Origin of the sequence: Asticcacaulis sp. MM231 (assembly GCF_964186625.1) — a bacterium.
GTDB lineage: Bacteria > Pseudomonadota > Alphaproteobacteria > Caulobacterales > Caulobacteraceae > Asticcacaulis.
Genome location: NZ_OZ075109.1, coordinates 170980 through 183410 on the forward strand (window position 1 = coordinate 170980; position 12431 = coordinate 183410).

Here is a 12431-nt window from a genome sequence, read left to right on the forward strand (position 1 = left end):
AACGCACCCGTAGCTCAGCAGGATAGAGCGCCGGTTTCCTAAACCGTAGGTCATGAGTTCGAAATCTCGTCGGGTGCGCCATATCTGTGTGCGTTTGCATTAAGACGCGGAAAAATATGCGTTAAGGAACGGATTTTTCGCTATCACAGGTAGATTGCGCAATATTTCACCACTTTGGATGTTTAAATTAGGCAGCCCTCATCACCATAAACGCGCAACAAGCGCGCACATAAAGTGTATTCAAGCCCGTTCTTTAGGAGGCTGGTTTGTTGTCTTGATACATTTTCAAGATGTGAAATCGACAGTGACTATTTTTCCGGTGTGATCAATTGCCATCGATTTGCGCTGATGTTTTCTTGCCTGCACTTGCATCGGACCGGTTTGCGCCCTTGCCGGCCATTCACTCGTTGCAATGAAACCGCTGTTAGCGGACCTTTGCGCGCGGTCAGGTCTCATTGTAAAACTCCCAGTCTCCAAATAATTTCTCAATGAGAGAAGCTGTCGTTGAACATGCCATAAATGCAGGATACTGCTTTTTGTCGTTGAAACTCGGCCTCTCGTAGGCGTATCGTAGGGCTGGCAAAATTTAAGCGGCACCACCTGGGGCTGTCGTTCCGCTCACGGGCTTTCGAGACAACACTCATACCGAAAATTGGGGAGATCAAAGTGGACGATCAGTTGGATATGTCTCATGGCCATGAAAGTTCGTGGATTGCGAAAATCTCCGTTTCAGGTCTTCACAACCGCTTAAATTTTGATGTCAACCTTCAACCTGGCATAAATATAATTTACGGAAAAAATGGTCTTGGTAAGACCACTCTTTTACATATAATCGCTAACTTATCAGAAGCAGATATTGACAGATTTGCTCACCTATCATTCAAAGAAATAAAGATATCTAACAACTTAGATCAATCCGTTAAGCTGATTAAGCATGATGATGCGCTGAATGTTTATATAAATGACAAAGAGACTTCTTACGAACGAGGAAATACACCCCTATCTGAAGTTGAGAAGAGTGAATTAAGATCGATTATTGGCGAGCGCGCCACGTATTTGCCGGCTTTCAGGTCCGTGCTGGAAAGACTTCGCGAAAGTTACTACGGGAATTATGAGGAGCGAAAGAAACCTGAATTTGATGCCTTGGTCCGCGTAGAACATAAAGCGCTATTTGGCAGTAGTTCCGAACGGCATCTCAAGCGGATGGACGATTTAGTTTACGGCAATGTGGTTAAAACTTCGAGATGTCGCCAATGGTTTGGCGAATTTGTTCCAACTATTCGATACCCGTCAATTGTCGATGTTATAGAAGGTGTAACTAACGAGTGGGAGCGCGCTCAGATTGACACCGCTAGAAAAGAGCAAAAGCAATTTGAAACGGCTTTCGTCGATATCTTCGCCGCGATTGCGGGCGGAACTGAAGAAGCGTCGCCTCTTAGTCAGAATGACCTGCTTGAAACTATTAGTGCATTGGTCGCGGATGATGATCAAAATTTATTCGGCCCCACAAAAAATGCCGCATACTTAAAATTGGTAGAAGCCATACAGTCTACAGGTGCGGCTGAAAAAAAATACAATAATTTATTACAAATATATGTCGATATACTTAAAGAAAGAAAACTTAACAGAGAGCGAGTACTTGATCCAATTAATGATTTACAAAATTCCGTGAATATTTTTCTGTCAGAAAAAACACTAAAGATTGGTCAAGATCCCAGCGCCCGGCAAAATTTGGGAGGACGCTCTGCCGTTTATATTGAGCCTGGAAAAGGCAAACCATACAGTCTTTACGCTCTTTCATCGGGAGAGCGGCAGATTGTGACTATGCTCTACTCAGCCAGTCGTTCACCTTTCAAATCAGGTTGCTTTTTGATCGATGAACCTGAGCTATCGCTACATGTCGACTGGCAGAGAATAATTCTCGAGCATATCGAAAAACAACACCAAGGCAGGCAAATCATTGCGTGTACTCATTCGCCTGAGGTCGGTGCTGATCATGAATCATGCGTTCTATTTTTTGCTACAAGCATTTCCCCCGCCCCATTTGAAGAGGAAGGGGAAGACGGAGACGGAGACTTTGAGGAAATTCAGGATGAGCAATAAGTATTCACTTGGTGGCTATAAAATAGCAATCCAAGCTAGAACGAGGAAGACTCTGCTCGTCGAGGGAAAAGATGACAAAGAATTATTCAAGCGCCTTAATCTTCATATCAGCCCTGATAATATTATCGATATCGACGCGGCCGAAATATTAAGCGGCACAGAGTTCGCTGGCCTGGGTGCAAAGGCAAAAGTGGACGCTTTCCTGTCAAATATACCGGCTAGCAGTCCAATATTAACGAAATTTCGGACATTCGTCGATCGTGAATGGGAAAATTTAGTCGATCAAGTGACTGGAGATTCACGTGCGTGGACGCCCCCTGTGGCTACAGGGCCTAGGATTACGTCTTCGGGTCATTCCATTGAAAATTACAGTTTTTATTCCCAGTTTATCCTTGAATATATTGCGCATTTTGGATCAGGAACACTAACACCAAACTTGCAAACTCAAGTACAGTCGTCATTTGCAGACGTACTAAACCTCGCCGCTGCTTTTTCTGAAATTTCCCGTCGCAGGAATGCAATAACTAGATGCTGTGATGTTATGCAACTCGGTGATGTCACTTGGGACGGAAGTAAGTTCATCCTAGCAACAACGCTCGTGCCACGGCTTAGAGCGCGGCAAATTGTCGATCCAGCCGGATTTGTAAATGATGTTATGCATGCTTATACGACTAAATGGAGTGCTGCGCCTTGGGCGCAGGAGTCACATTGGCACACACATGGTCATATTGGTGAGATGACAATATGGGTAGCCATAGCCGCTATAGCTGCATACGTCGGCGTCCCAAATGCTCAGTGCGACGAACTGGCATTTGGGCGAAAAGATGAGAGACGAAGATTTTGGCACACGTGGCTGATGAAGGTTGGTACTGCCGCTTTGAGTCCGATGGACCAGGCTCTGGCTTGACTAGGTTCTGCCTGGGCACTTCGATTGAAATACCGCACATGAGCACGGGTGACGTTCCTAAAAACTGCATATCTTGAACCTAGCTGGTATGACGAGTGCACGATTTAATGCGCCTACTGACGCTTTATCTATACCCTGTCCAGCCATGAGCTTTACTTCCGCTTAGTGCCCATGATCAGACCTTCAGAAGATAGCGGCCATTTCCAGTCGGCATAATGGGAAAATTGGCCCCCAGTTTCTTTTTCAGCTTATAGACAACAGCCCGTTCATTCTGGTCCTGCATCGCTCGTTCGGTGAACGCTTCGATCTTTGCATTCTTCACGTCACGATCAATCAAATAGTGCAGGTATTGAACTTCGCGTTCAGTGAGCGACACGGGCTTTCCATTGGGGAGGACCACCTGATGCGAGAGTGGTTGAAATTGCCATCTGTCGACCATGATGCCGCGGTCTGGGCTTTTGCTCTGGGAAACAGGGACATCCGGGAGAAGGTCTCGCCCCCAGCGCGCAAGGGAGAATACGTTAGTAAGGGCTTGATCTATCTCTCCCCTGATACCGACCATGTCGAACCCGGACTTCACCATATCGATATGCAAATCAGGCTCAACAGCATCTAGCAGCCCCACAAACAATACGCCCCTCTCTCGAGTGAGGGCACGCGCTTCCTCAATTTTGCCTTTAAATGAAGACACTTTCGCCGTCGAAAGATCTCCCGCCAGCATCGGCCAGATAACGACGGCAATCTTGGAAGCAAAGTTCCAACGCACAGAACTAAGATCCTCAATCATAATTGCGCTTGCAAGCGGCCCGAAAAGCCCGTGCCCCTTAACGGCCTGATCCAGTCTCCAGTTGGGCTGTCCATCAAGAATGTATACAGGAACGGAGAAAAAGGATGCGTCAACCTTACTGTTCACTAATCGGCACCTTCGGTTTCAAAGCAGTAAGAAGATTGGCTGTCCCATAGACAGTTCCAACCATAGAGCAGATCCAGATGGCAGCTTGCGGATGTCCCGTCACGCCCAGGATAGCGCTGACTATTGTCGCCAAGGCCACATTGGCCCCGGCAATATAACTGCCGCTTGCGAAAACTTTTAAAGCAGACTTCGACATGATGTGGCCTCCTGAAAGAAGCCTCTCACCGCCAAGTTAACACTTAGTTAAAGTTGAGCACATCATACGCGTTCCTGCGACAAGTGTTAAGCCGGCAATTGGACTTGGTCATCAACGCTAACAGTGAGGAGACCAAATCCCCCCGCGACATTATGCCAGCCCGCCGCCCCAAAACGTCGGTTAGATATACTCGTCATATCTCTGAAGTTCGCGTTGCGCGACTATTCGTGCCAGTGCCTGCGGGATCGACGCACCAAGGTCCAACCAGTGAATGCTGTTGTAATAACGATGGGCGTCTCGATTAACATACCGCTTTAAGAGGGCTGATACACGTGACTTGGGCAGTGACAAAACACAACGAATACCGAATATGACACGATACTTATCGTCGTCCCTGCTTAATTCGCGTAGTAGAACTTCGTCACCAAGATCAGCAATCGATTTTTTGGGAACATGGTAGGCGATCGCACGTCTCGTGGCCATCTCAAGATCGACATCCAAGACGTCAGCAATTCTAGTCGCTCCGATCGCCAAAATAGCCTTAGCTTTTTGAACAGGCATTTTCGTTGTACGCAAACTCAGAATGTGACTACGGTCAGATACATAATCGCCAAGTTTTTTAATGCGGTCTATGTCGGACCAATTCCCAAACTTTGCCATATAGCTCAAAACCGATGACGAGCCGTCAATCTCTGACTGTTCAATGACTTTTCGGACTAGTGGTAAGTCTGCCGATTTTTGTAAGCTGCAGAGAATTGCCAATGTCTGAGAGGAACGACTTCGGCGAGTATAAACCTCAAGTCTGCGGACTCGCAGCGCTAAGTTTTGCTGCTCCGTTGTTCCCGCCTCCAGCCGAATTCCCGCACGTCTCCTTTGTGCGCGATCCGTTTCATCTACCTAAGATCCTTTACACGGTATCAAGAAGGAGCTTTATTCCTTTGAGCACTGACAGGGGGGCTTATGTCAAGCAGTGGTGGTATATCAATATCTGTAGGCTTGCCGACTGCCCAGGGATTCCACTGGCCTTACGGATTGTCCAGTTCCGACATAATCGCGATGATGTCTCTGCTCATCGCCTTTGGGTCTTTGGCCTTCACTATCTGGCAGTGGCATATTGCCAGACTGCATAACAGGATATCTGTCCGGCCGGCGTTGACCTTTGATAGACGGCTTAAAATGAGCAGCGGCCACTGGATAGATATGTCCAACACTGGTCTCGGCCCCGCCGTTGTGGAGGGAATGTTTCTGAGAATTGACGACATAGAGACTTTCGTCACCAACTTTGAAGAATATAAAGCAGTGCTTCGGCCCCTCTTTGATAGCTGTATGAAGCATATGGAATTTGTCGTTTTTTATCCCGGCGAGACAATTGGTGCTGGCACGACAGTGCGCCTTATCGACTACGTTAATCAAAATGAACACCTAGATAGCCATGCGCTCGCTGCGATGAGGCGAGTTTCATTTAGAGTTTGTTTTAAATCCATGTACGGCGAACAGTTCGAGAGTTCTTCCTTCGCCGTAAGCTGAATGAGGTGGTCCCCGAAAACTGGACAGCTGGCTTAGATATAATCTTGCCCCTATAGTGGCCACCGGCCAAGGGGTTTAAATGAAGAATATCCGCAAGAAACACAGTCCTGAGTTTAAGGCGAAGGTGGCGATGGCTGCCCTTCGTGAGGAGGGCACGGTGTCTGAACTGGCCAGTAAGTACGGCGTCCACCCGAGCCAGATCAATACCTGGAAGAAGGCAGCCCAGGACGGCATGGCTGCCCTGTTTGAGAGCGACAAGAAGGCTGCAAAAAGCGAGGCGGCCGATAAAACCAAGCTCGACGAGCTCCATGCCAAGATCGGACGGTTGACGATAGAAAACGATTTATATGATTGGTTACGTGTCAATATTCATTTTAATTCTCCTATCAATTTAATCCGAAGCGGGCAGATTGGCGTTTTGGGTTCGATGGTGGTCGTGTGATCGTGCGCTTTGCGCATCAACTTATATCCGGCAGCTCCATTACGGCTAACCACAATCCTGCGTGCACGGCCTAGCATCAGTTTGGCGGGTTCATACTTTTTGCCGGCGCTTAAAACGCCAATCGTTCTCCCGAACACGCGCCGCCCTGAACCCCGATCCACTCAATTGGTCGGGAAAGGAATTTCATAAGGCCATTGTAGTGACTCCCTCTGAGATAGAGGAAGGATCAGACAGTGTGGCGCCATCTGGAACGAGACCGGTTTCTACATATCGCCAAAGCGCAACAATTAATTTGCGAGCGAGCGCGACCACGAGGATTCGCCGCAAACGCGGAGACTGTCCTGCCGATCGGGTGAGGAACCATTGCGTCAACCCCGCCTGTGGCTGATACCTGACCCAAAGCCAGGCAAGCTCCACCATGATCCTTCTGGCAGCATTGTTCCCGGCCTTCGATATGCCCTGGCATCGCGTGACAGACCCGCTGTCATACGCACTCGGTGTCAAACCCAAATAAGAACCGAGCTGCTTTCGATTGGAAAAGGTCCGCCCGAAGACTTCCCTCGCCAAGATGGCGGCGCTCGGTGCACCAATCCCGCGCAATTGAATGAGCAATTTGCGCTTTTGCTCGACTGACGGGTCTTGCTCATCTGGCCTATCTCGTTCTTCTGCAAGCGCTCGCAGTTGCTGTTCAATAAAGTCGAGGCGGGCGTATTCACGTTCAAGTTCCGCCTTAAGTCTACTCGAAAGTGGCAAGCCCTCGGCTGTACGAAGGGCGCAAAAATCTATGCGGGTACCACGAAGTTTAGGTTCGACACCCCGGATGCCTTGCCCAAACAATAAGCCCTTAATGCGGTTGATATGACCCGTACGCTCCCGAACCAACCTTTCTTGTTCGCGATGAGATCTACGGGCATCTTCTTCCTCAACAGTAGGAATTCGCACAATAGAACATACGTGTTGGTCTCCCCGCTCCACGGCAATCAAGGCTCGTAACAGCATCAAAACATCAATTCTATCGGTCTTAACCCGGCGGGCCCGACGATTGACTTGTAGGCTGGCCGGATCAAGAACCCGGCAATCTATACCCAATTTAAGCATAGCGCGGGCCAACCAGAAGCCGTCGTATCCGGCCTCATAACAGACAACAATTTTGCCGCCATCTACCCGACAGGACTCCAATCTCTTGACCAAGCCAGCAAGGTCTCCGCCCTTGATCTTATAAATACTCGGTTGCTCTCGATTGATCTGGTTCACGGCAAGAACCCAAGTGGTCTTGCTCAGCTCTATGGCGGCATAAACGGTAGGCGAACTCTCAACAGTATTGGACATAATAGCTCTCCTGTTAAAAACCTAAGCCACAATACGCCCTTTCGTCGTCGGCTCTAATCATAGGATCTTTTTTCGCGAGAGATCGGGTCGATGAGCCAGGCCAAACGGCTTTCGATGATCGAGAAGTCTCATCCCCATCTGTCGGTCGTCAACCAATGCCAGTTGCTGAAGGTCCCTCGCTCTACGCATTATTATAAGCCGAAGGGCGAGCGCGATCGTGACCTTGAGCTCATGAAGCTGATCGATATCATTTTCACCAAGTGGCCCTTCTACGGATCACGCCGGATGACGGCTGAGCTTAATGGTGACGGCCATCCTGTGAACCGCAAGCGTGTCCAGAGGTTGATGAAGCTCATGGGCGTCCAGGCGATTTATCAAAAGCCGAACACCAGTCGCAAGCACCCGGACCATGTCATCTATCCGTATTTGTTGAGGAATTTGACGATCGACAAGGTCAATCAGGTGTGGTGCACCGATATTACATACGTGCCGCTCTCCAAGGGCTTTGTCTATTTGGTGGCGATTATGGACTGGTTCAGCCGTCGGGTTTTGTCATGGCGCGTGTCGATCACGATGGAGGCCGACTTTTGCGTTGAGGCGCTCAATGAGGCCATCAATCGCTTTGGCCCGCCAGAGATCTTCAACAGCGATCAGGGCGCGCAGTTCACATCGGGGGCATTCATCGACGCCCTCAAAGCCCATCACGTGAAAATCAGCATGGACGGCAAGGGCCGTTATCTCGACAACATCTTTATCGAGCGGCTGTGGCGGAGTTTGAAATACGAAGACGTGTACATGCGCGCCTATAACTCTGTCGCAGATGCCCGAATGCGGATCGGCATGTGGCTGACGTTTTATAACGACCAGAGAAAGCACCAGGCTCTGGACTACAAGACCCCGAGGCAAATTTTTGAAGCGGGCCGCGCCTGTGGATATGTGCATAACGCAAGCGCGTTACACACATCCCCACAGCCTCAACAGCAAGAAAGGGATGCAATCGATCAAGGAAAGATGGTAGCCTGAAACACCGACATTCTGGCAAAATCGCCAGCGACAATTAACCGGCAAGACTCTCTATCTTAAGTCAGCCCACTTTCTGTCCAACTGACGGGGTCCACCTAAGAAAACTATGTCCGGTTTCGGGAAGTATTTTAGAATGGCCAACCAAGGTCATTCTATTTCCGCTTTGGGCGGATGCTGTTGAAACCGCAGTTTTTGGAAATCGTCGTCGGAAAATGGACCATACAGGGCGATGTAAACATTCGACGCGACGGGAGCCGCAAAGATCGTCGCAAGCCTCCAGCAGGTGTCCAAAGTGCGATATTCCGTGTTTCAAAAGGTATATGAATATCTTGAAGGTAAGACCGCGTTTTCAACGCAGCACAAAATTAAAGGAGACGAGTTCGAAAACGTGCTCGTGGTGCTCGATAACGGAAACTGTTCGAAATACAATTTTCAGTATCTTTTTGAAAATGCAGGCACCCCTTCTGTCCTGGACCGGACTCGTAAGATATTTATGTTTGCTGCACGCGTGCCAAGGCATCTCTTGTGGTCTATTTCCGTGGACCATCTGCCAAGGCCCTTGATTGTGCCCGTGAGTGGTTTGGCGAAGATAATATCATTGAAGTCTAATTTCTAAGTGGCGTCTCCCCCCGCGCGTCCGCAAAGGAATGAACGGAGCTTAGGCAGAAGTTACACAAACGTTTCTTATACTTCGGCACATTATCTCAAATTACGTGCGCGATTTGGACCAACGTTGCCGCCTCATGGTGCGGGAACTCGAAGGGAAATTCGCCGTGTTTTAATATCCACATCTATAACCTGAACCTGGACTTTTTCATGTTTGAACCAGGTTCGGCGGTGAGTTTTACCTGTCGCTAGGGGGGGCATTTCCGACAAATGAGCTAATCCCTCTACACCGGGCTCAAGCATCACAAATATTCCGTAGTCAACAACGTTAGATATTTCGCCAATATGCAAAGAGCCTGGGAGATAACTTTGAGGAGCAGCCTGCCAAGGATCTGGAAGCAAAGCCTTCATACTGAGTGCTATTTGTCCTTTATCAGGATCTATAGCGACAACTGCCGCTCGAACAACATTCCCTTGGGATAAGTATTGACTTGGATGAGTGATTCTCTCCCATGCGATGTCGGACGCCTGTATTAATCCATCAAACGAATCTGTTTCTACAAAGGCACCGTAATCAACGATATTTTTTACCCTGCAGTCAAATTCTTGGCCTATGTATAATTCCTCAAACATTTCCCGAAGGAGAGCTTTCTCTGCCGCCTCAATTGCGGCGCGCCGGGAAGCGACTATTTCTTTTTTTCCAAAACGCTCGTGCAGCTCTAAAATTTGAAATGGCTGCGGTTCTCCAATAATAGGACTCGCGTCCACCCAGCGTCCCCGATCAACCTGGCTTCCCGGTAAGAACGCTTGGAATCCTCCAATATTGATAAGGTAACCTCCTTTAATCGCCCTTTGGATAATTCCTTTTAGTGTGGCCTTTTCTCTAAAGGCGATCTCGATTTGTTCAAATGTGAGAGGCATCGGCATCTCGGACGCGTCAAAATAATACGCTGGCGCTTGATCAGCAATTTCTTCTGAGATAGAAATCGAGTCCCCGAGCTTTATTCTGCGTTTTTCAATGACCGGTTTGATTAGACTTGAGTGGAGACGCCTACAAAGCCCACCACCAATATCTACTATCGCAACATCATCTTCAATCGCGATAACTTTTCCTGCGACACTCCTGGCCTCTGCACGGTCAAAATAGCTTTCCGGGTCCCAAGTTTCCAGTAAAATGGGAGAATTAGCCCGACGTTTTTCCCAGTCGATTGCCTCGGTAATATCTGTCCCGCGAAATTGTGCGCCGAGAAAGATCGCTGAACCAAGTTTGGCGCGACTGAATTTGCACTCGATCAATTGAGAGCCCGTAAAATCGAACCTTGAAATATCACTGCCAGAAAAATCGACTTTCCGAAGCATGCAATTTCGAAAATCGTGCTCAGGATCGAGGCCGGCTATTCTGACGAGCTCCTGAAAGGGAGCACCGTTGCTTGCTTGCAGTACACGCCCTATGGCGGCGGACTTGCCCGAAGGAACCTGTTTCAATGGTCAGCTTCCTTTATTTGCAATGAATGAAAGCTGAGGTCGAGCCGGCCCTGCTCGTTGATATTTTCTTGTAAAAGGAGGGTGCAGATGCGCTCAATAACTGCGGCTTTGTTGTCGTCAAGAATTGGATCTCCGTTCGAGAACACAAGTTCACCATCAGACAGGTTTACTGACAGTGTCGAATTTATCCTTGTTCCTTCTCCGTAGCCTACTACGGCCATAAGGGGCTCGTCGTTCTTGGACACAGGTTTGGCGAGAATCGTGTCGCCTGGGAGGCACTGTATTTCCCAACTAGGCGTCGAAGGAATGCCACGCGAGGTAATTTCTGCTCCGTTGATAACTTGGCTGCCGCCCGTGGCAAACCTCGTGACGCTTTTCGAGCCGTATTTGCAAGTGAGATCGACGCGAAGGCGTGCTCGTCTAAATCCGTACTTTAGATTATTCGCAAGATCGTGGATGGCGCCAAAATCTGCCTCTAAGAAGATTGGAAGCTCAAGGTCGAGAGTCGCACCCTGGCCACTGCCAGTTAGTTCATGACAGGCTACTTCGGGATGAGCTGCAACCGGAGCCTCGTGATAAACTTTGTAGCGCTTTCTCCCTATTCCCCAAATTGACTGCAGTGCCTTCCGAAACGCTTCTGGAGTGTCGGCACCACGATAATTAGTATTGAAAACTTCCCTCTTTTCTTCTGGAATTGTGAGGTCGCACCAATATGGCGCGTTAGGATCAAAATTGCCTAGCGCAGAGATTTTATCCTCGTTTTGGCGGCTGATTCGCCCTGTACCGCCTGATGCGTGAAGCGTTTGTCGCCCAACGCATGCTGCGTCTGCTAAAGCATTTATGCTTCGACTTTTGATTTGGCCTGCCGCGAAAAGGATATCGTAAAGGTCCTTTAGCTTCGTGTCCAACTTATAGATTGTCTTTGCTCTGGGTCGCATACTTAAATCATCCTATAATATTGTCGCCCTTGTCCATGCCGCAAGCTAGAAGTTTAGTAGATGTTTTTTTGATAAATTTCGAATATGTATTAAATTCTATGATGGTTATATTTATTATTCTAACCCGCAATTCTATTAAACGTTCAGTGAGATTGCTCCGGCTTTGATGTGTAATGGCATTGGCTCATATACAGGAGAAGCTCGATGCCGTGGATCTTTCGCTTGGCAATGGCAATTGATTTTGTCGTTCTGTTCTTAAATCATAATTTTCCCATTCTGCACAAAGTGTGGCCCTTCTCAATGGAACACTTCGACTGCTCGGCTACACTTTTGCTGGCTGCGGCTATATGTTCCGAAGTCGCTGAGGTGATTTCAAAGCTCCGACCTCCGCGAGATTGAGTTAGGGCCTCCGGCAAATCCGGGGCGGTTCACTAGCGACACAGCAATACGCCCTGTGCGAACTCCAGCGATACGAACAGAATAGGCCAACGTGCCGATCAGATGGATGACAAAGGTGAGAACGCATAGGAAAATAAGCTGAATGTCCATATCGCCGCCCTGAAGGTAGTTTTCTCAGCATATATTATCCCGTTCTATGTTCGAAGCCACTCCCCATTTGCCTCTTGGTACGGTGGGAATGTCTGCAATGGGGCGGCGGCGCTTTTGCGGGTAGCGCACGCGCCATCAACGGCAGGATGGCGCCCAGCATTGGGCATTCGGACTCCAAAAAAGAGGGGCCCAGCATAGAGCTGCTGTAGACGTTCTCAAGAACGTACCGCTAGTGCAAACTTGTTTTTTATTGAATTCAGTGTGTTACGAGGGGCTTGCGCGTTTTTCCGTTCTTTAACGCTAAATCTGCGCGTTTTTCGGCGGCTTAACGCAACATACCTGGATGGGCTCAACAGGTTTGGCTTAATATAAACGGCTTCAATACTTTAAGTGTGCCCGCGGCGTTTCGCAAG

11 protein-coding genes, 1 tRNA gene and 1 pseudogene are annotated in these 12431 nt (G+C 48.7%); 6 read left to right on the forward strand and 7 right to left on the reverse strand.

What is annotated here, in order from left to right; translation table 11 throughout:
- The first annotated feature begins 3 nt into the window (after positions 1–3).
- The 3 genes from ABQ278_RS17610 (at position 4) to ABQ278_RS17620 (ending at position 3010) form a co-directional block, all read left to right on the forward strand.
- Positions 4–81 (forward strand) — tRNA-Arg (locus tag ABQ278_RS17610).
- 585 nt (positions 82–666) lie between these two features.
- Positions 667–2103 (forward strand): AAA family ATPase, encoded by a 1437-nt coding sequence (locus ABQ278_RS17615; protein WP_349322336.1) that lies wholly within the window; start codon positions 667–669, stop codon positions 2101–2103.
- Positions 2093–3010, forward strand: coding sequence for a hypothetical protein (locus tag ABQ278_RS17620; protein ID WP_349322337.1), 918 nt, complete (start codon positions 2093–2095; stop codon positions 3008–3010). Before ABQ278_RS17615 ends, ABQ278_RS17620 begins: the two co-directional genes overlap by 11 nt.
- Before the next feature lie 175 nt (positions 3011–3185).
- On the opposite strand, the gene ABQ278_RS17625 is transcribed toward ABQ278_RS17620, so the two are convergent.
- The 3 genes from ABQ278_RS17625 to ABQ278_RS17635 form a co-directional block, all read right to left on the reverse strand.
- Positions 3186–3923 carry a hypothetical protein gene (locus ABQ278_RS17625; RefSeq protein ID WP_349322338.1) on the reverse strand — a complete coding sequence of 246 codons (738 nt, stop codon included), beginning with the start codon at positions 3921–3923 and terminating at the stop codon, positions 3186–3188.
- Positions 3913–4119, reverse strand: coding sequence for a hypothetical protein (locus ABQ278_RS17630; protein ID WP_349322339.1), 207 nt, complete (start codon positions 4117–4119; stop codon positions 3913–3915). Before ABQ278_RS17630 ends, ABQ278_RS17625 begins: the two co-directional genes overlap by 11 nt.
- Before the next feature lie 180 nt (positions 4120–4299).
- Positions 4300–4779 carry a hypothetical protein gene (locus tag ABQ278_RS17635; RefSeq protein WP_349322340.1) on the reverse strand — a complete coding sequence of 160 codons (480 nt, stop codon included), beginning with the start codon at positions 4777–4779 and terminating at the stop codon, positions 4300–4302.
- A 300-nt stretch (positions 4780–5079) separates the two neighbouring features.
- Here ABQ278_RS17635 and ABQ278_RS17640 point away from each other — a divergent pair, with 300 nt between their 5' ends.
- Both ABQ278_RS17640 and ABQ278_RS17645 read left to right on the forward strand, forming a co-directional pair.
- Positions 5080–5646: a hypothetical protein gene (locus ABQ278_RS17640; protein WP_349322341.1), complete on the forward strand. Its 567-nt coding sequence runs from the start codon at positions 5080–5082 to the stop codon at positions 5644–5646.
- A gap of 79 nt (positions 5647–5725) precedes the next feature.
- Positions 5726–6088 carry a transposase gene (locus ABQ278_RS17645; RefSeq protein ID WP_349322342.1) on the forward strand — a complete coding sequence of 121 codons (363 nt, stop codon included), beginning with the start codon at positions 5726–5728 and terminating at the stop codon, positions 6086–6088.
- Between the two features lie 183 nt (positions 6089–6271).
- Here ABQ278_RS17645 and ABQ278_RS17650 read toward each other — a convergent pair whose 3' ends face one another.
- Positions 6272–7417, reverse strand: coding sequence for an IS110 family transposase (locus ABQ278_RS17650; RefSeq protein ID WP_349322343.1), 1146 nt, complete (start codon positions 7415–7417; stop codon positions 6272–6274).
- Positions 7418–7507: 90 nt separating this feature from the next.
- On the opposite strand from ABQ278_RS17650, the gene ABQ278_RS17655 reads away from it, so the two are divergent.
- Positions 7508–8440, forward strand: a complete 933-nt coding sequence (locus tag ABQ278_RS17655; RefSeq protein ID WP_349322344.1) for an IS3 family transposase — start codon at positions 7508–7510, stop codon at positions 8438–8440.
- Between the two features lie 741 nt (positions 8441–9181).
- On the opposite strand, the gene ABQ278_RS17660 is transcribed toward ABQ278_RS17655, so the two are convergent.
- The 3 genes and pseudogenes from ABQ278_RS17660 to ABQ278_RS17670 all read right to left on the reverse strand — a co-directional run.
- Entirely contained in the window at positions 9182–10531 is a 1350-nt protein-coding gene (locus ABQ278_RS17660) for a S1 RNA-binding domain-containing protein (RefSeq protein ID WP_349322345.1), read from the reverse strand.
- The gene (locus tag ABQ278_RS17665; protein WP_349322346.1) at positions 10528–11439 is read right to left on the reverse strand and encodes a hypothetical protein; all 912 of its coding nucleotides are present in this window, start codon (positions 11437–11439) and stop codon (positions 10528–10530) included. Before ABQ278_RS17665 ends, ABQ278_RS17660 begins: the two co-directional genes overlap by 4 nt.
- A gap of 465 nt (positions 11440–11904) precedes the next feature.
- A pseudogene (locus ABQ278_RS17670) lies at positions 11905–12018 on the reverse strand (DUF2837 family protein); the annotation flags it as partial.
- Positions 12019–12431 lie beyond the last annotated feature (413 nt).

Excerpts from the sequence above, each read along its gene's own strand:
- ABQ278_RS17620 (WP_349322337.1), top strand. The coding sequence starts at position 2,093 with ATGAGCAATAAGTATTCACTTGGTGGCTATAAAATAGCAATCCAAGCT.
- ABQ278_RS17630 (WP_349322339.1), bottom strand. The coding sequence starts at position 4,119 with ATGTCGAAGTCTGCTTTAAAAGTTTTCGCAAGCGGCAGTTATATTGCC.
- ABQ278_RS17635 (WP_349322340.1), bottom strand. The coding sequence starts at position 4,779 with ATGGCAAAGTTTGGGAATTGGTCCGACATAGACCGCATTAAAAAACTT.
- ABQ278_RS17640 (WP_349322341.1), top strand. The coding sequence starts at position 5,080 with ATGTCAAGCAGTGGTGGTATATCAATATCTGTAGGCTTGCCGACTGCC.
- ABQ278_RS17645 (WP_349322342.1), top strand. The coding sequence starts at position 5,726 with ATGAAGAATATCCGCAAGAAACACAGTCCTGAGTTTAAGGCGAAGGTG.
- ABQ278_RS17650 (WP_349322343.1), bottom strand. The coding sequence starts at position 7,417 with ATGTCCAATACTGTTGAGAGTTCGCCTACCGTTTATGCCGCCATAGAG.
- ABQ278_RS17655 (WP_349322344.1), top strand. The coding sequence starts at position 7,508 with ATGAGCCAGGCCAAACGGCTTTCGATGATCGAGAAGTCTCATCCCCAT.